Raw genomic sequence first — 16,791 nt, forward strand, 5'->3', positions numbered from 1 at the left:
AAACCCCTACAAGATTAGCTTGGCAAGGGGAGGGTTAGGGTGGGGTTCTTCTTCAGGTAAAATGTTGGGAGGACTCCGGTCCCCTCCCCTTGGCAAGGGGAGGGTTAGGGTGGGGTTCTTCTTCAGGTAAAATGTTGGGAGGACTCCGGTCCCCTCCCCTTAGCAAGACCCACTAGCAGCATCTCTATTGCTTCACAAACATTTAAGAAATCAACCCGGTTTCTGAGTCGGGGGGATGGGTAAAATCGGGATGGTGTTCCCAAGCCATCAAACAGGGAATGATGCAGGAATTATTAACCGGGAGAACTCGCCTAATATGAGCGATCGCCTCAGAATTTACTTAGATGCTTGCTGTCTCAATCGTCCATTTGATAATCAAAACCAGCCGAGAATCGCCTTAGAAACTCAAGCAATCCTCACTATTATAAACCAATGTGAATTAGGACAGTGGAAACTTATCGCTCCTTGCAGCCTTAGACGCAGAACTTGCTCAAACTCCCGATATTGAAAGACTGAAAAATATACAATCAATCCTGAGTCTTGCTAAAATTAGGGTAAACAGTAGCGAATTTATAGAAACCCGTTCTCAAGAACTTGTAAAAATAGGATTTTCTGGATATGATGCCACCCATATTGCTAGTGCAGAGCGAAGTAATGCCGATGTATTTTTATCCACAGACGATCGGCTAATAAACAGAGCAAACCGAAATCTTAAAACGATAAATGTTGCCATTAACAATCCCGTACAATGGCTAATGACTGTCAACCTAAAATAAAAAGCAATTATGAGCAAGACACAACAAGAAATCATCAAACAAGGCTATCAAGTCCTAATCAATTCCTTGGGAGTTGTTGATGCAATCCGGTTTATTCAATACTTTACTCCTGGTCAAGGCGACTATACCGAAGAACGCCATCAGTTTCTCGACCAAACATCCTTAGATGAGATTCTGCTGACCATGAAAAAACAGCCAACAGACAACAGCACCCAATACGACGAAATAATTGATAATTGATAATTGGGTGTTCTGGCAAAAGAAACCGGGTTTCTGGCAGCATCTCTGTTGCTTCACCAAAATTTAATAAATTAACCCCGTTTCTGAGTCTCTGGAATGGGGTAAAATGGGAGTGCTATACCCTACCCGGTGCGCGGCTATGGATGAAGAGCGATCGCAGGCTTATCTCTCCCTAATTCAAGAACTCCTTACCTCTCCTGGGGAGGCAAACAAATGCGAGTTGGTAGCGGCTCAGTTGCCGGGGGTGTGATGGTTGCGGTATATTTAGATGTGTGTTGTCTCAATCGCCCCTTTGATGACTGGGTGCAGGAGCGGGTTCGGCTAGAGGGAGACTCAGTTTTAAGTGTTTTGGAACGGGTTCGCACGGGAGAATGGCAACTGATTTCCAGTGAAGCCATTCTCGTAGAACTGGAAAAAATGCGGAATCTGGAGAAAAAAACCAGCATCTTTAATCTCTTGGCATTAGCAACACGAATGCAGGAAATTAATCAGGCAGTTGAGGACCGTTCACGACAACTAGAAGGTCTGGGGTTTGGGCTTTTTGATTCTTTTCATCTGGCTTGTGCAGAAGCGTCTGGGGCGGATATTTTTCTTTCTACGGACGATCGCCTGCTCAAGACGGCTCGCAGGCATGAACTACAATTAAAGGTGGCTATTAGTAATCCGGTGGTGTGGCTGATTTCGGTTTTACAGGAGCAGTAAAAAGGAGTCGTTGATGATGAACGCACTAGAGTTAAGAGACAAGGGTTATCAGATTTTAGTCAATCATTTGGGACAGTCTGATGCGATTCGCTTTTTGCAACAAATGGGTTGGGGACAGGGAGATTATACCCAGGAACGGCGCGAGGTTTTAGAGTCGGTGACGCGGGAGGAGTTTTTGGAGGAGTTACGCAAAGTTAGGAATCTTTATTAATCGGTTTTCTGGGTAGTCGGGCAAAAGAAACCGGGTTTCTAGCAGTCTCTCTATTGCTTCACAAAAATTTAACAAAGAAACCCGGTTTCTGAGGTTTGGGAATGGGGTGATGGGTGGAAAAAACCAGGCTTTTTATTCTTCTTTTGCCAAGGCCAAAATCTCCTGATAGAGTTGCGAACTAACTCGAAAATTCGCATCACGGATGAGGCTATTCATCACGGGTTTAACCTCTCCAATTAGTTGTCTTTGTTTAGCCCGGATTAAGATTCCCAGGATGCCAATGATAGGAATTCCTAATTTTTGGGCTTCTCTCCGTCCTAAACGCTCATCAATTAGCAAGGTATCGGCTTTCAGTTCAACCGCTAGGGCGATCGCATAAGATTCACCCGGATCGAGTCCTTGGGTGCGCTGTAATTGTTCGGCTAGAGAGGAATCCTGGAGGGATTTCTTTTGAATCCATTGCTGGGATAAAATATGGGTGATTCTGGAGTCAGGGGCGATCGCCAACTCGTCCGCCACAACCGGGGGAATGATTACCATCTGATAGAGTTGCGCTAACAGATTCAGATGGTTAACTAGGGCAAGATTACACAGAGATGATGTATCGCTAACGACAATCATAACCAACCCTGCTGGCGCAGATATTCGATGTCTTCCTGAAAGTCTTCAACATCGTAGTGAATACAGATGCCACGACTAGCAATTAGTTTTTGAAACTCTATCACATGAAGTCCAGCGATTTTGCTGGCGCGACCGAGGGAAATGCGTTCTTGTTGAAACAAAGCGATCGCAATTTCTCGCAACCAGTCCGATTCGGTAAACTGGCTAGTTTCCGTGAGGTCATCTGGAATCTCAAGGGTCAGTTGCATAAAGTAATGGGTTAGGCATGGATTTACCACCACCATTGTAGCGAGGTGCAAGTCACCCGGCTTCTCAATTTGAGTTGTGGCGGTTGGGGGCAAAAGAAACCGGGTTTTTGGCAGCATCTCGATTCCTTCACAAAGATTTAAGAAATTAACCCGGTTTCTGAGACTGGGACACGGGGTAAAATCGGGGTGCTATCCCCTACCCGGTGCTAGGTTATGGATGAACAACGAGTGCAGGCTTATTTATCCCTAATTCGAGAACTCCTCGACTGTCCCAGTGAGGCAAATGATATCCTCAACCGTCATCTGGAGTTGGTGGATGAGGGGTTTGTGCAGGTGTGTGAGTTGGTGGCAGCACAGTTGCAGGAAGCTGGACAAGACGACGAGGCGGAGTTTTTGCGGAATGTGACGCAGCAGGTGGGGGCATTTTTGGCGGAGCAGGGGACTGGGGAGAATCAGCAAGCGGTATTACTGGAATTTTGGCTACAACTACTGCAAGCGGAAATGCAGGGCGGCACAACAGCAGTGCATCAAGTGATGCGGCCATATATGGGGTTAATTGTTCCCACCTTGGGGGATACGATTGTCCAGTGGGTTCAGGGATTCCTCGCCCAACACCCCGACCAAGCTGAAGGGGTAGCAGGCTTAGTAGAAGATACCTGCACCAGTATCTGGCAATTCCCCTATGGCAGATATGCAGAAGTACAAGAAATTGCCATCCAGGGCTATGATGTGGTGCTGGAACTGCGGGCGGATAACCCCCCAAAACGGGCGCAAACCCTGACTAACCTCGGAATTGCCCGCAGCACCCAAGCCGAGATGGGCATCAACCCCACGGCCAATCTGGAAAGTGCCATCACTGCCTACGATGAAGCAGCAGGGATTATGCGGCGGTTGGAGTTAGACACAAACCTCTCCACTACCCTGACTAACCTCGGTTCTGCCCGCCTTACCCAAGCCCAGATGGGCATCAACCCGGCAGCCAATCTGGAAAGTGCGATCGCCGCCTACGATGAAGCCGCCCGGATTCGGCGGCAGTTGGGGTTAGACAAAGACCTCTCCGCTACCCTGAATAACCTGGGAGTTGCCCGCCTCACCCAAGCCCAGATGGGCATCAACCCCACGGCCAATCTGGAAAGTGCCATCACTGCCTACGATGAAGCAGCAGGGATTATGCGGCAGTTGAAGTTAGAAAAAGACCTCTCCCAAACCCTGAATAACCTCGGAGTTGCCCGCCAAACCCAAGCCTCTATGGGCATCAACCCCACGGCTAATCTGGAAAGTGCCATCACTGCCTACGATGAAGCCGCCGGGATTCGGCGGCGGTTAGGGTTAGACAAAGACCTCTCCGCTACCCTGACTAACCTGGGTTCTGCCCGCAACACCCAAGCCGAGATGGGCATCAACCCCACCGCCAATCTGGAAACTGCCATCACTGTCTTCAATGAAGCTGCCAGGATTATGCGGCAGTTGGGGTTAGACAAAGACCTCTCCGCTACCCTGAATAACCTCGGAGTTGCCCGCCTCACCCAAGCCCAGATGGGCATCAACCCCGCCGCCAATCTGGAAAGTGCGATCGCTGCCTACAATGAAGCCGCCGGGATGCGGCGGCAGTTGGGATTAGACAAAGACCTATCGGATACGCTGACGGGCCTCGGTTTTGCCCGCAGCACCCAAGCCCAGATGGGCATCAACCCCACCGCCAATCTGGAAAGTGCGATCGCCGCTTACGATGAAGCCGCCAGGATTCTGCGGCAGTTGGGGCTGGACAAAAACCTCTCCGATACCCTAACTAACCTCGGAGTTGCCCGCTTCACCCAAGCCCAGATGGGCATCAACCCCACGGCCAATCTGGAAAGTGCCATCGCCGCCTACGATGAAGCCGCCGGGATTCGGCGGCGGTTGGAGTTAGACAGAGACCTCTCCCAAGCCCTGGCTAACCTCGGTTCTGCCCGCAGCACCCAAGTCTCTATGGGTATCAACCCCACGGCCAATCTGGAAAGGGCAATTACTGCCTACGATGAAGCCGCCGGGATTATGCGGCAGTTGGAGTTAGACAAAGACCTCTCCGGAACCCTGAATAACCTCGGAGTTGCCCGCCTCACCCAAGCCTCTATGGGCATCAACCCCACCGCCAATCTCGAAAGTGCGATCGCTGCCTACGGTGAAGCAGCAGCGATTATGCGGCGGTTGGAGTTAGACAAAGACCTCTCTGGAACCCTGACTAACCTCGGAAATGCCCGCCTCACCCAAGCCTCTATGGGCATCAACCCCACGGCCAATCTCGAAAGTGCGATCGCCGCCTACGATGAAGCCGCCGGGATTCGGCGGCGGTTGGAGTTAGCCCGCGACTTAGCAACAACCCTGAATAACTTTGGTTTTGCCTACCAAGCTCAATCACGCCTCGCTGGGAACAGTTTCACCCAGACACAACAAGCCCTAGAAAATGCCTACCGTAGCTTCCAGGAAGCCCTAGACCAGGTGGAATATCTCCGGGGTGAAATTAAAGCCGATAGTGAGGGCTATAAACGCAACTTTAATGAAGAATGGAATAAAGTTCATCTCGGCATGGTGGAAGTGTGCCTAGAATTGGGCAGATATCAGGATGCCATTGAATATGCAGACCGCAGTAAAGCCCGCAACCTAACAGAACTCATCGCCACCCGTGACGCATACCCAGGGGGAGAACTCCCTGCCGAAGTCCGCCAACGGTTGCAAGAACTCCGTCAAGCGATTTCTGAAGAAGACCGCCGCCTGCAACAAGACCCCAACCCCGACTATACCCACATCAGTCAACTGCGGGAAGAATTTCAAGCCAAATATCCCTATAAACCCTTGAAATTCTCGGATATTCAATCTTTACTTGACGGTGAAACCGTCATCTTAGAATGGTATGTCCTGGATCACAAGTTCCTCACATTCACCCTCACTAAGCAAAACCTTCACCTCTGGACATCTTCGGAGGAAGACCGACAAAATCTCATCGACTGGACAGTTGCCTATATTGAATACTATATGGGCAACAGCAGCCAATGGCGAGATATTCTCCCCCAACACCTCGAACAACTCCCCAAAATCCTGCATTTGGATGAAATCCTGCAAAATCTGTGGAAACAATTCCCCAACTGCCAAAAACTCATCCTCATCCCTCACCGCTTCCTGCACTTGTTCCCCCTCCATGCCTTACCCGTTACCACAGAAGACGGTAAGACCTACCTACAAGACCTCTTCCCCAAAGGCGTGGGCTATGCCCCCAACTGCCAAGTCCTGCAACAAGCCCAAAACCGACAACGCCCCGACTTTAACCGCCTCTTCGCCATCCAAAACCCCACCCAAGACCTCCAATTCACGGATATGGAAGTGGAAGCTATCCAATCCCTGTTTAACCCCCACCAAGTCCTCAAACATGACCAAGCCGAAAAAGCCGCCATTGATGCGGAAACCCTGAAAAAAGCCCACTGTACCCACTTCTCCTGTCACGGCTACTTCAACTTTGAAGATGCCCTCAAATCCGCCCTCATCCTGGCTAAAAGCGAATTTACCCCCCCGCCGCCAACCGATGACCCCAGCCGCTATCTGCCCCTGAAAGACAACAAACTCCTGGACCTGCAAAAATGTCTCACCTTAGAGGATATCTTGCGCCTAGACCTGACCAACTGCCGTCTCGTCACCCTCTCCGCCTGCGAAACGGGTATCACCGACATCACCTCCACCAGTGATGAATATATCGGTTTACCCAGTGGCTTCATTTTCGCGGGTTCTCCCAATGTGGTCAGTACCCTTTGGGCGGTCGCGGATATCTCTACGGCCATTTTTATGATTCAGTTCTATCAAACTCTCCAGCAGTCTGACCTGTCCGTGGTTTTGGCGTTGCGACAGACTCAGACTTGGTTGCGGGAAGCCAGGGTGCAAGATTTGTTAAACTGGGTGGATAGCTGTGCGGTGATTAGTGAGGAACGGCGAGGGCAAATGAAATTTACCTTACAATGGGGGAAGACCGCCGAAAGTAAGCCCTTTTCATCTCCTTACTTCTGGGCTGCATTTTGCGCCATTGGACAGATAAATTGACCTGTATTGTATTAGGAAGAATCCCCAATGAATCCCCAAGATTTAATTGCTGCGTTTCTGGAAGTTTGGGACAGTAACCCGGATAATATTTGGCAAAGCTCAGGCGCTATCCAAGGCTTAGATCAGCTTAACGATAGTTTAGCAGCTTGTCAAGATAAGTCGGATTTGGAATTGGCGAATGAACTGGGGAAATGGTGTGCTTCCTATCCTCAACTGACTCAAAAAGTGATGGATAAGTTGGGGGAAAGGAAGCTAAAAGGTTCTGATAATGATTCCCCCAACACCGAGGACACGGCTTATAAAAATATCTATCCGAAAATTCCCGAAATTCTGCTAACCCGCGCTCCGAAAATGGGCAAAAAAGAGGAGAAATCTTGATGGTTGATTAACTGTAGGGGCGATGTTTTTTACTGGCGGCAGAGCCGCATAAAGGCGTGTCCCGGCAGAGCCGTGGCACGAGAGTAACGCAGTTTATTGCACATTAATAAAATGAAACATCAAAAACTACCAGAAATTATAGAATTAATTAAACATTGGTTTAAGACGCATTATTCTGAGCAAGTTGTGCAAATCATTTTATATGGCTCTCAAGCTAGGGCAGAAGCTAAAACAGATTCAGATATTGACTTCCTGATTGTAATGAAATCTGATTTTAATTATGCTGATGAAATTGAGAAAACCAGTGATTTTATTCAGGATTTGTCTTTAAAATATGATACGGTTATTTCCCGTGCTTTTGTCTCTGACCAGCGTTTCAATCAAGAAAAAAGTCCATTTATTTTGAATGTTCAACGAGAAGGAATTGTTCTATGATTGAGGAGCAAAAATTACTCCTAGAAAAAGCTAAACGTAGTCTAATCGGTGCAGATTTATTAGTCGAGAATAATTTAGCCGAACTAGCAATGTCCCGTGCTTACTATGCAATGTTTTATATTGCTTCTGCCTTTTTACTGGCAAAAAACTTAAGTTTTTCCAGCCATTCTGCTGTGATTGGTGCATTCGGTCGAGAATTTGCCAAGGATAATCAAAAATTCCGAGAATTTCACAAGGCTTTAATTGATGCACAGGATTTGCGAAACCGTAGTGACTATGATTTAGATGTTAATATTACCGCATCTGAAGCCAGAAAACAAATTGATATAGCGAAACAATTTATGAATTTTTGGGAAAATTATCAGGAAAATTAAATAGATGTCCTCCTCAATGGATTACAATCAGTTATGATGAACATTTTCGCCCCCAACCTCTATTTATGTGCTTATCATCTCCGGGAAGATGACACCGAGGGAGACAGTCACCCCCTGTGGAAAAATTGCGATCGCCTCCTATCTCCCCTCACCGACACCCGACTAATACCCCATCTTCACCACAGTAAAAATCGCATTCTCCTTCCCCCACCCCAAACGGAGATTTGCTTCAGCCTCCCCAACTTTTCAAATATGAAAGGCTTTATCCAACCTGTCCAAATTCCCGAAGACAGTTATGGGGTATTTTTCAACATTGGCTATGATGATAGCAACCCCGCGAACACTGTAGAAATTCCGGTTCTGGAACTGTTTAACACCCAGCAGATTTTACCCTTTGTCCCAAGCCAATATTTTCTCGGACAAACTCTGCTATTAACCCTCAATTTAACCCCAGAAAATCAAGACTTAAAAGGCGCTAAATTAACCGAACTTGCCAATCAATGCTATCAGGCTTTATTCAGTCAAAATAATTCCCCCTCTCGATTGGGAGAATTATTTGGTAGCCCGATTTTTGAATATGGCAACCCCCGCGACCCCGATAAGTCGCCCCATATTCTCATATGGCTATTCCGAGATAAAATAGCAGATATAAATCTAGGTAAATCTTTTCGACAAACCTTTGACCTATTTTTCTATCGCCATAAAATCACCAAAGCCTTTGAAGATAGCCGGGGAATTTCCCAGCAACTCAAACAATATTATCTCAGCCTCGACCCCACCTTAGACCAAATTCAAGCCCAAATTGACAACGCTCAACCTGACCCCCAAAATGACGACTATCTCCGGGCATTAAAAGAACAGTTAAAACAACTAGCGACTGATTCTTTAATTTACGATCGCCTCCTGCGGAAAATGAAAGATTTTTTCAACACAATTACCATAAATCTTAACAATTATAATGACACAATTGAAGGGATTTGTGCTATACTAGGAACCGATAAGGAAGAACTATACTTCTGGCGGTATTTCGGGGAACAAACCGCACCCCAATTCCGGAGTCAAATTGAAGCGGATTTAAGTTATTTTGAACAGGGAACGGGGTTAATTTCCCAGGCAGTAGCATCGATTCGCGCCATTGTGGAAATTGACCAAGCGCAGTGCGATCGCACCTGGCAACAACAAGAGAAAGAACAAGAAGAACAACTGCAAGAACAACTACGCCAACAAGAACATAATTTTTTAGAACAGCTACATCAACAAGACCAACAGTTTCAAAAACAAATGGAAGCTAATCGAGAACAAGAGGAAAAAGAAAATCAAGAGTTACAAGACCAAATTCAAGCCGTTGGTGTGGGAATTGCAGCAGGCGCAATTATGGCTTCCAGTTCCGGTTTAATTACTCAACCTTGGAGTTTTCCCAGTCGCGATCGCCTCTTACTTCCCCCTCATCCATTTATTATTGCTTTAGCGATTAGTTCTTTATTTTCTGTTGGGGCGTGGTGGCTGACCAAGAAAAAGATTGAAAGGAAAAGAAACCAGGATTCTTCTTTGCCGAAGTCAATTAACCCCAAAACCTAGGTCTACAAACCTGAAGCGATTAGAAACCGAGTCCCTAGAAACCGGGTTTCTTCTTTGCCGCAGATTACTAAACCACGATCGGGCGAAGCATTCCGGTCTTTAGATTAATATTCTAAGCAGTAGGGGCGTGATCTTTCCGGCAGTCAAGTTAATATTCTAAGCATCGAGCTTCTGCCGGAAAGATCACGCCCGTACACTGCCGGAATGCTTCGCCCCTACAGATATTTGTGGTTTACTCGCGGAGAAAATTGCTGTAATACCGCTGATTTCTACCCTGTAGTTAAATTCTCAATGAATCGTTCCCCGAAAAAACGGAGTCAGGACCGACAATTCTAATCCCATAGGGCTGAAATAACCGCCAATCTTCAGGATCGTATGTATAAACTTTATATACCCCCGCAGCTAAAGCGGTAGCAGCGTGTCTGGCATCGTGAATTCTACGGGCTGTAAGCTGTTGAGCAGCGGCAATTTCTAGCATTTTCATGCTGGCTGTAAAGTTAGTTTCTAAAACTACAATTTGAGAAGGTTCATCAACCAAAGGACGAACGGCTTCACTAGCGATTTTTGGGGTTTGAGGAGGTTGAGATCCAGTCCAAGTTAAAGCTGCATAAACTTCACTCAATACTCCAACAGAAGTACAGGCAAGCAGGGTTCCGCATCGCGCCGCTTCAACGATAGGACGAGCTTCTGAATGACGCGGATCTTGACTGAGCAAAGCCCCAATAAAAATTCCCGCATCCAAAAACACTAAATCTGTTTTACTCATGGTAGATAGCGTCTTTCCATCCTTGGGGTACATACCCATCAAGTTTCGGTAAAGGTAGCAGTTCTAAGCTGGCTTTAATTTTCACCACTTCACTGCTAGAAACTTGCACAACCAGAGTTTCTTTTTGTCTTAATAAGTTCAAAAAATCCTCAACAGAAAGGTTTTTGATAGTTTCGAGTGCGATTTGGCTTGTGGACTCCATTTAAGTGGCCTCACCTGAGTGGCGGCATAACTGGGGTTTCTCCGATTATAACATATAAATATTTTCCTCACCTAATTAATAAGCAAGAACCTAAAAAAACGGGTTTCTGCCTTAACTTTTGCCTAACCCCAGAAACCTGGTTTCTTGTCCCTGGGGTTCAAAAACCTGAAGCGGTTAGAAACCGGGTTGCTTTATTTTTTGCTTGAATGGCAAAAGTTAACCCAGAAACCCGGTTTCTTGTCCCTGGGGTTTATAAACCCTGTTCCTGACACCGGGTTTGTGAAAGTTTCTGTGTTATGATTAGGTTGTATTTTGGTCATCAGTTGATAAAATATTCTCTCATAATTGTCTCATAAATTATGTTAAACACTGAAACAGAAATATTAGAAATCATTAGAAAATTACCCCAACCTGCTCTAGCAGAAGTAAAAGTTTTCTTAGACTTCTTAACCTGGCGATATCAAGGAGAACAAACTCAATCCAAAGGAGTTACCCTCATTGCTGCCATGCGAGGCAAAGCAACTACAGACATGACCACTAATGAAATTCTCGACTTAACCAGGGGTGAAGAATGACAAATGTGTTAGTGGATAGCAATGTGATTCTGGATGTACTTACGGAAGATCCCCATTGGTTTGACTGGTCTGCTGCTCAATTGGCTGCCTGTGCCGAAACCGGAACATTACTGATTAATCCGATTATTTATGCAGAAATTTCCATTGGCTTTCAAGACCAAGCGGAACTTGATGCCGCCTTGCCCCCGGCTTTTTTTCAGCGTGAGGCATTGCCATTGCAGCATTTCTAGCGGGTAAAGCATTTCTACGCTATCGTCAAAGTGGTGGAGTGAGGCGATCGCCCTTGCCAGATTTCTATATCGGCGCTCATGCGATGGTTTGCGGCTATACCCTCCTCAGTCGAGATGCAACCCGCTACCAAACCTATTTTCCAGAGCTAAATTTGATTGTCCCTTAACCTCCTAAAAAACTACAAACCTGAAGCGGTTAGAAACCAGGTTTCTTTATTTTTTGCTTGGGTGGCAAAAGTTAACCCAGAAACCCGGTTTCTTGTCCCTTAATACTTCCGTTCCTGGGGTTCAAACATACCCATCGCTACGGAACGATAAGCAATATCAATCCCCATTGGCGAATAATAAGATAAGGTATGTTTGAGGAATTGCTCATCATTACGCTGGGGATAATCTTCGCGAGAATGTGCCCCCCGACTTTCCTTGCGGGTAATAGCTGAACCTAAAATTAACTTGGCAACTACAATCAGATTTCGCAATTCCAAAGCTTCGATAATTTCTGTATTCCAAAGCTTACCTTTGTCATCCAGATAAACCTCTTGATATTGTTCCTGAAATTGATCTAATTTGGTGAAGCCTTCTTGCATCACTTCTTCGGTGCGAAATACCCCACAATGTTCGCTCATGGCATCTTGTAATTGTTGACGCACTTCCCCAATGCGGTATTTTCCGGGTTTGTCCAGGAGGCTTTGAATCGAAGCGGCAGCTTCTTCTAAGTACCGTTGTTCATCTACTTCGGGCAGTTTGCGGTTTTGCACATAAGGCGCGATCGCAGCCCCGGTAATCTTGCCATAGACCACACATTCTAATAGGGAATTACTGCCCAAACGATTAGCCCCATGTACGGACACACAAGCGCATTCCCCGGCGGCAAAAAAGCCCTCGATCAACCCATCGGGGCCGCTGCGGACTTGGCCGTCGATATTCACCGGAATGCCTCCCATAGAATAGTGGGCCGTGGGTCGCACTGGCATCGGTTCTTCTACGGCATCGATACCTAACAAGCGGTGTGCCTCTTCCCAGCAGAAGGGAATCCGACTCATAATCTTATCTCGACCCAGATGGCGCAAATCCAAATGGACATAAGGCCCACCGGCTGTCCCATCAGGATGAATCCCCCGACCGGCGCGAATTTCCAAAGTAATCGCCCGAGAAGTAATATCGCGGGGGGCTAACTCCATTTTGCTGGGAGCATAATTAGCCATGAAGCGATCGCCCTCGCTATTGCGTAAATAAGCCCCTTCACCGCGAACTGCCTCGGAAATCAGCACTCCCACAGGATACAACCCGGTAGGATGGAACTGGACAAACTCCATATCTTGCAGGGGGACTCCTGCCAAAGCGGACAAAGCCAAGCCATCCCCCGTAGAAGCATAGTCATTGGACGTAGTATTAAACACCCGACCATAACCGCCCGTGGCAAACATCACCGCTTTTGCCCGCACCACTTGCAGATGACCATCTTTAATGCGATACATAACCACCCCTTTGGCGCATCCATCCTCCAGGATTAACCGCATCACATACCACTCATCGTAAATCGTCACCCCGTAACGGCGTAAATTATTCACCAGTTCGTGCAAAATCGCATGGCCGGTTTTATCTGCCGCATAGCAAGCGCGGTTGTGACTATGGCCGCCAAAAGCTCGCTGGGCAATCCGACCATCGGGTAAACGGGAGAACAACACTCCCATGTGTTCTAAATCAATCACCACATTAGGCGCTTCTTGGGTCAATCGGGCCACTGCATCTTGGTCAGCCAGATAGTCAGAACCTTTTACGGTGTCAAAAGCATGGGCTTCCCAGCTATCCGTAGAATCGACGTTTTTTAAAGTGGCAGCGATTCCTCCTTGAGCGGCGACGGAGTGAGAACGAATTGGATGAGTTTTCGCCACCACTGCCACATTTAATTTAGGATCAATTCGGCTAATTTCTACAGCAGCGCGGCAACCAGCTAAACCACCGCCAACGATGATCACGTCGTGTTCTAGCATATTTTTCCCTCTAATTTTCTGATATAGGGGCGAAACATGATGTTGTTTCCTCTCGCTCTCCTCGCGTTTTCCTCTGCCTGGGAATGCCAGTCTAGAGGCGGGGAATAATTTATGGTTGAAAACAAGAAATTTATCGATCCATCATGGTGCGCCCAATATCTATAGTCACCTAAAAAAAGATTCCCCACGAATTCGTAGGGAATTTCTTTAGAAAGATTCTAGATTTCCCCGCATGATGGGGAAAAACCATCACGGTTTTAGCCCGCTGCTTGCGCCGGTTTCTGGCCACTGGGCTTCTTGGCGCTGATGCTGCCTTTTTTCTCCGTGGCTGGGTCTACCTCGATCAGTTCGATATGGTTGAGCAGGGTGGTGACAAAGGCAAACAGCAGAAAAGGAATGGACAGCACTAGGATCAAACCCACGGTCATTAGGGCATAGATTTCGCGAGTGCTACTCCACAACGCCAGGGTTGATGCCAAGCTGATGAAAATAACGATTAACCAAATGATGATTTGTCCGTAAATATCTCCAAAGGTCAGAGTGCAGGCAAAGCGATATTTTTGGATGTTATTCATAGTCTTCCTTGATGATTTGGTTAAGAATGCAGATTATCGGTTTCTTTCAGTTTTAAACGATTTTTCAAGATTTTTAAAATATTTGCAATATCTTGTTACATTTGCTCCCGGTGAGTGTGGGGGAAATATGGGTAAAACAGGAAATATTACTTATTGGGCGATCGCTGAAGGTGTTAGGCGATTCGCTCATTATCTCGTTTCCAGGCCGGAAAATGGAATGTCAGTAAATTTAAATATACCTATTACTTCCATCCCGGCGCCGATCCCCCCAACCTTCCTTAAGACCGCGATCGCCTTTTTATCTCGGTTCTGGTGAAACTTTGACAATCAATTTGCCGGTATTGCTGCCATCAAATAGCTTCAATACTGCTTTAGGAGCATTTTCTAAGCCCTCGACAATATCTTCGGCATATTTAATTTGTCCAGATTTCATCCACTGAGCGATCGCGCTTATAGCTTCCGGTAATCGATTCACATAATCCGTGACAATAAAGCCTTGTACCCGCACCCGTTTCATTAGAATTTGACCATAATTATAAGGGCCAGGAACGGGTTCTGTGGCATTATACATGGAGATTAACCCACAAAGAGAAATCCGCGCAAACAAATTGACTTGGGTTAAAACCGCATCCAAAATCTGACCGCCAACATTATCAAAATAGAGGTCAATTCCGTTGGGACAAGCAGCGGCGATCGCCTCTACCAAGTTGGCAGTAGTTCGATAATTAATTGCCGCATCAAAGCCCAATTCTTCCGTAATCCAGCGGCATTTTTCGTCACTACCCGCAATGCCCACAACTCGACAACCTTTAATCTTAGCAATTTGTCCTACAATTGAGCCCACAGCCCCAGCCGCTGCGGAAACTACCACAGTTTCTCCGGCTTTAGGTTGTCCCACATCTAATAATCCAAAATAAGCAGTCCAACCTGTTAAACCCAACGGCCCAAGATAAGCAGAAAGAGGACATAAAAGAGGCTGAGGCAATTTATTTAAAACAATCCCGGTTTCTCCCTCCGCGATCGCATAATCTTGCCACCCCAATAATCCTGACACCAAATCTCCCGGTTGAAAACGAGGATTCTCGGATGCTTCCACCACTCCCAGATTAATTCCTCGCATCACTTCCCCAATTTTTACCGGGGGCATATATTGATCCATCTCACTCATCCAAATCCGGTTAGTCGGATCCAGAGAAAGATAAATCGTTCTAACTAAAACTTCCCCAGCTTTTGGGGTAGGAACGGGTTCTTCTCGGTATGCAAAATCGCTTGCTTTAATTTGACCTACGGGATGGGCAGCTAGGCGAAATTGTCGGTTAATTTTATCTGGTTTATCTGACATAAATTGTTTCTAGAGGTTCTGGACAAAGAAATGAGATGAGACAGAATTTTTATCAAGCAAAATATTAATATAAATTATTATAACTCATAAAAATGCTGTCCGTCAACCTACCGGCAATGATTATACCATTTTTTAAAAATATTGCTACAATTACCAGTAGGCTTTGGGCTCAAGCCGCCGCGACCTTATGAATTGCATTTCTAATGAGAAACGGTATTAATTGAGAGCCTCATACACCCTACCCGGTATCTAAAATAATGTAAAATGTTAGATACCTTGCGGTTATATTACCAATCTGTGATTTAGCAAAGTATTCAGATTAATAATTAATCGATCCCAAAAACGCACCCTACAGAAATGTAAAATAGTGTAAAATGGTAATTGAATAATTAATCGCCAAACAAGCAACACCCAATACCCAATATATTTTTACAATTGTTATGCAAATTACCTTCGATTTGCCGGATGAGATGGTAACTCAATTACAACCTTTCAGAGATAAAATACCACAAGTTTTAGAGTTGGGGTTACGAGAACTTAATGCCAATCCCAATGAATTTTCTGGTTTAACTGAAATCTTAGAATTTTTGGCCAGTCTGCCCACCCCCGAAGCGGTGATTGCCTTGCGTCCATCAAAAGCTTTCCAAGATAAAATATCTAACCTTTTGGATAAAAATCATACAATGGGTTTAACGGCTAATGAAGAACAGCTTTGGCAAAACTATCAATACCTAGAGCATATTGTCCGGATGGCAAAAGCGAGAGCGTTTTTGAAGCTTAAGGATAAAGCTTAAGAAGGTAAAAAATTAATGAGTAAAACTTACATTCCCGTGGCGACTATCAAACAAGTTCGCGATCGGGCAAAAAATTGCTGCGAGTATTGCTTGATGCCAGAAATTGCCACCTTTGCTTCTCACGAAGTCGATTATATTATTGCCAAAAAACATGGTGGTTTAACCCAAGCCGAAAACTTAGCTCTTTCATGTACCTTATGCAATAAATATAAAGGAAGCGATCTCACATCTATCGATCCCGAAACCGGGGAGATTGTCCCACTTTACCATCCTCGTCAAGATTCTTGGCCTGAGCATTTTTACCTCAAAGATGCTAAAATTAATCCCTTGACTGCTAAAGGTCGTGTTAAAGTTAGATTATTGCAATTAAATCGTCCTGAAAAAGTGCAAGAACGTCAGCTTTTAATAGAGGCTGGAATTTTGGCTCCTCCATCTAATTAAGAGTCAGCGGTAGCTATCGGTAGGGTGTTGTTCCGAGGGGGTGACACATCAATACCTCATATATATAGTCGTTGCGTAAGTCCTACCAATTTCAAGAATAGACAATTCTGGCTTTCATACCGTAGAAGATCCCCCCAACACCCTTAAAAAAGGGTGATTTAATTATTGCGACAATTACGAGATTAATTTGGGCAGTTGTAGGGGCTCCCCTAAGTGGTCGCCCCGCGCCCATAATATTGCATTT

20 protein-coding genes are annotated in these 16,791 nt (G+C 45.9%); 13 read left to right on the top strand and 7 right to left on the bottom strand.

Going from position 1 to position 16,791, the window contains the following annotated elements; translation table 11 throughout:
- Positions 1–785: 785 nt before the first annotated feature.
- The 4 genes from AM228_RS11975 (at position 786) to AM228_RS11985 (ending at position 1,929) form a co-directional block, all read left to right on the top strand.
- Positions 786–1,016, top strand: a complete 231-nt coding sequence (locus tag AM228_RS11975; protein ID WP_054466350.1) for a hypothetical protein — start codon at positions 786–788, stop codon at positions 1,014–1,016.
- Positions 1,017–1,122: 106 nt separating this feature from the next.
- Complete coding sequence (locus AM228_RS34180; protein WP_190877992.1) at positions 1,123–1,266, top strand: hypothetical protein; 144 nt, start codon at positions 1,123–1,125, stop codon at positions 1,264–1,266.
- Positions 1,266–1,718, top strand: a complete 453-nt coding sequence (locus AM228_RS11980) for a PIN domain-containing protein (RefSeq protein WP_054466431.1) — start codon at positions 1,266–1,268, stop codon at positions 1,716–1,718. Before AM228_RS34180 ends, AM228_RS11980 begins: the two co-directional genes overlap by 1 nt.
- Before the next feature lie 13 nt (positions 1,719–1,731).
- Complete coding sequence (locus tag AM228_RS11985; protein ID WP_082348856.1) at positions 1,732–1,929, top strand: hypothetical protein; 198 nt, start codon at positions 1,732–1,734, stop codon at positions 1,927–1,929.
- A gap of 132 nt (positions 1,930–2,061) precedes the next feature.
- Here AM228_RS11985 and AM228_RS11990 read toward each other — a convergent pair whose 3' ends face one another.
- Together AM228_RS11990 and AM228_RS11995 are read right to left on the bottom strand one after the other, a co-directional pair.
- The gene (locus AM228_RS11990) at positions 2,062–2,550 is read right to left on the bottom strand and encodes a DUF3368 domain-containing protein (RefSeq protein ID WP_054466352.1); all 489 of its coding nucleotides are present in this window, start codon (positions 2,548–2,550) and stop codon (positions 2,062–2,064) included.
- Positions 2,547–2,798: a UPF0175 family protein gene (locus AM228_RS11995; protein ID WP_054466432.1), complete on the bottom strand. Its 252-nt coding sequence runs from the start codon at positions 2,796–2,798 to the stop codon at positions 2,547–2,549. Before AM228_RS11995 ends, AM228_RS11990 begins: the two co-directional genes overlap by 4 nt.
- A gap of 213 nt (positions 2,799–3,011) precedes the next feature.
- Here AM228_RS11995 and AM228_RS35210 point away from each other — a divergent pair, with 213 nt between their 5' ends.
- From AM228_RS35210 to AM228_RS12020, 5 genes are all read left to right on the top strand, one after another.
- Complete coding sequence (locus AM228_RS35210; RefSeq protein ID WP_231636763.1) at positions 3,012–6,863, top strand: CHAT domain-containing protein; 3,852 nt, start codon at positions 3,012–3,014, stop codon at positions 6,861–6,863.
- A 27-nt stretch (positions 6,864–6,890) separates the two neighbouring features.
- Positions 6,891–7,241 (top strand): hypothetical protein, encoded by a 351-nt coding sequence (locus AM228_RS12005; RefSeq protein WP_054466353.1) that lies wholly within the window; start codon positions 6,891–6,893, stop codon positions 7,239–7,241.
- A gap of 111 nt (positions 7,242–7,352) precedes the next feature.
- Positions 7,353–7,676, top strand: a complete 324-nt coding sequence (locus AM228_RS12010; RefSeq protein WP_054466354.1) for a nucleotidyltransferase family protein — start codon at positions 7,353–7,355, stop codon at positions 7,674–7,676.
- Complete coding sequence (locus tag AM228_RS12015; RefSeq protein ID WP_072160746.1) at positions 7,673–8,050, top strand: HEPN domain-containing protein; 378 nt, start codon at positions 7,673–7,675, stop codon at positions 8,048–8,050. The genes AM228_RS12010 and AM228_RS12015 overlap by 4 nt, the downstream gene beginning before the upstream one ends.
- Before the next feature lie 33 nt (positions 8,051–8,083).
- On the top strand, positions 8,084–9,628 hold the full coding sequence (locus AM228_RS12020; protein ID WP_369817716.1) for a hypothetical protein: 1,545 nt from the start codon (positions 8,084–8,086) through the stop codon (positions 9,626–9,628).
- 280 nt (positions 9,629–9,908) lie between these two features.
- Here AM228_RS12020 and AM228_RS12025 read toward each other — a convergent pair whose 3' ends face one another.
- The gene (locus tag AM228_RS12025) at positions 9,909–10,394 is read right to left on the bottom strand and encodes a type II toxin-antitoxin system VapC family toxin (RefSeq protein ID WP_054466356.1); all 486 of its coding nucleotides are present in this window, start codon (positions 10,392–10,394) and stop codon (positions 9,909–9,911) included.
- Positions 10,387–10,596 (bottom strand): hypothetical protein, encoded by a 210-nt coding sequence (locus tag AM228_RS12030; RefSeq protein WP_054466357.1) that lies wholly within the window; start codon positions 10,594–10,596, stop codon positions 10,387–10,389. Before AM228_RS12030 ends, AM228_RS12025 begins: the two co-directional genes overlap by 8 nt.
- 359 nt (positions 10,597–10,955) lie before the next feature.
- On the opposite strand from AM228_RS12030, the gene AM228_RS12035 reads away from it, so the two are divergent.
- Both AM228_RS12035 and AM228_RS35215 read left to right on the top strand, forming a co-directional pair.
- The gene (locus AM228_RS12035; RefSeq protein WP_054466358.1) at positions 10,956–11,171 is read left to right on the top strand and encodes a transcriptional regulator; all 216 of its coding nucleotides are present in this window, start codon (positions 10,956–10,958) and stop codon (positions 11,169–11,171) included.
- Positions 11,168–11,401: a hypothetical protein gene (locus AM228_RS35215; RefSeq protein ID WP_231636764.1), complete on the top strand. Its 234-nt coding sequence runs from the start codon at positions 11,168–11,170 to the stop codon at positions 11,399–11,401. Before AM228_RS12035 ends, AM228_RS35215 begins: the two co-directional genes overlap by 4 nt.
- Before the next feature lie 266 nt (positions 11,402–11,667).
- Here the strand turns inward: AM228_RS35215 and AM228_RS12045 are convergent, their stop codons facing one another.
- The 3 genes from AM228_RS12045 to AM228_RS12060 form a co-directional block, all read right to left on the bottom strand.
- Positions 11,668–13,395: a succinate dehydrogenase/fumarate reductase flavoprotein subunit gene (locus AM228_RS12045; RefSeq protein WP_054466359.1), complete on the bottom strand. Its 1,728-nt coding sequence runs from the start codon at positions 13,393–13,395 to the stop codon at positions 11,668–11,670.
- Positions 13,396–13,652: 257 nt separating this feature from the next.
- Complete coding sequence (locus AM228_RS12050) at positions 13,653–13,970, bottom strand: hypothetical protein (RefSeq protein ID WP_054466360.1); 318 nt, start codon at positions 13,968–13,970, stop codon at positions 13,653–13,655.
- Positions 13,971–14,268: 298 nt separating this feature from the next.
- Positions 14,269–15,312 carry an NADP-dependent oxidoreductase gene (locus tag AM228_RS12060; protein ID WP_054466362.1) on the bottom strand — a complete coding sequence of 348 codons (1,044 nt, stop codon included), beginning with the start codon at positions 15,310–15,312 and terminating at the stop codon, positions 14,269–14,271.
- Positions 15,313–15,752: 440 nt separating this feature from the next.
- On the opposite strand from AM228_RS12060, the gene AM228_RS12065 reads away from it, so the two are divergent.
- Together AM228_RS12065 and AM228_RS12070 are read left to right on the top strand one after the other, a co-directional pair.
- Complete coding sequence (locus AM228_RS12065) at positions 15,753–16,106, top strand: hypothetical protein (RefSeq protein ID WP_054466363.1); 354 nt, start codon at positions 15,753–15,755, stop codon at positions 16,104–16,106.
- A gap of 15 nt (positions 16,107–16,121) precedes the next feature.
- Complete coding sequence (locus tag AM228_RS12070; protein ID WP_054466364.1) at positions 16,122–16,547, top strand: HNH endonuclease; 426 nt, start codon at positions 16,122–16,124, stop codon at positions 16,545–16,547.
- The last annotated feature ends 244 nt before the right edge of the window (positions 16,548–16,791 follow it).

It is taken from the genome of Planktothricoides sp. SR001, from assembly GCF_001276715.1.
Classification (GTDB): domain Bacteria; phylum Cyanobacteriota; class Cyanobacteriia; order Cyanobacteriales; family Laspinemataceae; genus Planktothricoides; species Planktothricoides raciborskii.

Excerpts from the sequence above, each read along its gene's own strand:
- AM228_RS11975 (WP_054466350.1), top strand. The coding sequence starts at position 786 with ATGAGCAAGACACAACAAGAAATCATCAAACAAGGCTATCAAGTCCTA.
- AM228_RS34180 (WP_190877992.1), top strand. The coding sequence starts at position 1,123 with ATGGGAGTGCTATACCCTACCCGGTGCGCGGCTATGGATGAAGAGCGA.
- AM228_RS11980 (WP_054466431.1), top strand. The coding sequence starts at position 1,266 with ATGGTTGCGGTATATTTAGATGTGTGTTGTCTCAATCGCCCCTTTGAT.
- AM228_RS11985 (WP_082348856.1), top strand. The coding sequence starts at position 1,732 with ATGATGAACGCACTAGAGTTAAGAGACAAGGGTTATCAGATTTTAGTC.
- AM228_RS11990 (WP_054466352.1), bottom strand. The coding sequence starts at position 2,550 with ATGATTGTCGTTAGCGATACATCATCTCTGTGTAATCTTGCCCTAGTT.
- AM228_RS11995 (WP_054466432.1), bottom strand. The coding sequence starts at position 2,798 with ATGCAACTGACCCTTGAGATTCCAGATGACCTCACGGAAACTAGCCAG.
- AM228_RS35210 (WP_231636763.1), top strand. The coding sequence starts at position 3,012 with ATGGATGAACAACGAGTGCAGGCTTATTTATCCCTAATTCGAGAACTC.
- AM228_RS12005 (WP_054466353.1), top strand. The coding sequence starts at position 6,891 with ATGAATCCCCAAGATTTAATTGCTGCGTTTCTGGAAGTTTGGGACAGT.
- AM228_RS12010 (WP_054466354.1), top strand. The coding sequence starts at position 7,353 with ATGAAACATCAAAAACTACCAGAAATTATAGAATTAATTAAACATTGG.
- AM228_RS12015 (WP_072160746.1), top strand. The coding sequence starts at position 7,673 with ATGATTGAGGAGCAAAAATTACTCCTAGAAAAAGCTAAACGTAGTCTA.
- AM228_RS12020 (WP_369817716.1), top strand. The coding sequence starts at position 8,084 with ATGATGAACATTTTCGCCCCCAACCTCTATTTATGTGCTTATCATCTC.
- AM228_RS12025 (WP_054466356.1), bottom strand. The coding sequence starts at position 10,394 with ATGAGTAAAACAGATTTAGTGTTTTTGGATGCGGGAATTTTTATTGGG.
- AM228_RS12030 (WP_054466357.1), bottom strand. The coding sequence starts at position 10,596 with ATGGAGTCCACAAGCCAAATCGCACTCGAAACTATCAAAAACCTTTCT.
- AM228_RS12035 (WP_054466358.1), top strand. The coding sequence starts at position 10,956 with ATGTTAAACACTGAAACAGAAATATTAGAAATCATTAGAAAATTACCC.
- AM228_RS35215 (WP_231636764.1), top strand. The coding sequence starts at position 11,168 with ATGACAAATGTGTTAGTGGATAGCAATGTGATTCTGGATGTACTTACG.
- AM228_RS12045 (WP_054466359.1), bottom strand. The coding sequence starts at position 13,395 with ATGCTAGAACACGACGTGATCATCGTTGGCGGTGGTTTAGCTGGTTGC.
- AM228_RS12050 (WP_054466360.1), bottom strand. The coding sequence starts at position 13,970 with ATGAATAACATCCAAAAATATCGCTTTGCCTGCACTCTGACCTTTGGA.
- AM228_RS12060 (WP_054466362.1), bottom strand. The coding sequence starts at position 15,312 with ATGTCAGATAAACCAGATAAAATTAACCGACAATTTCGCCTAGCTGCC.
- AM228_RS12065 (WP_054466363.1), top strand. The coding sequence starts at position 15,753 with ATGCAAATTACCTTCGATTTGCCGGATGAGATGGTAACTCAATTACAA.
- AM228_RS12070 (WP_054466364.1), top strand. The coding sequence starts at position 16,122 with ATGAGTAAAACTTACATTCCCGTGGCGACTATCAAACAAGTTCGCGAT.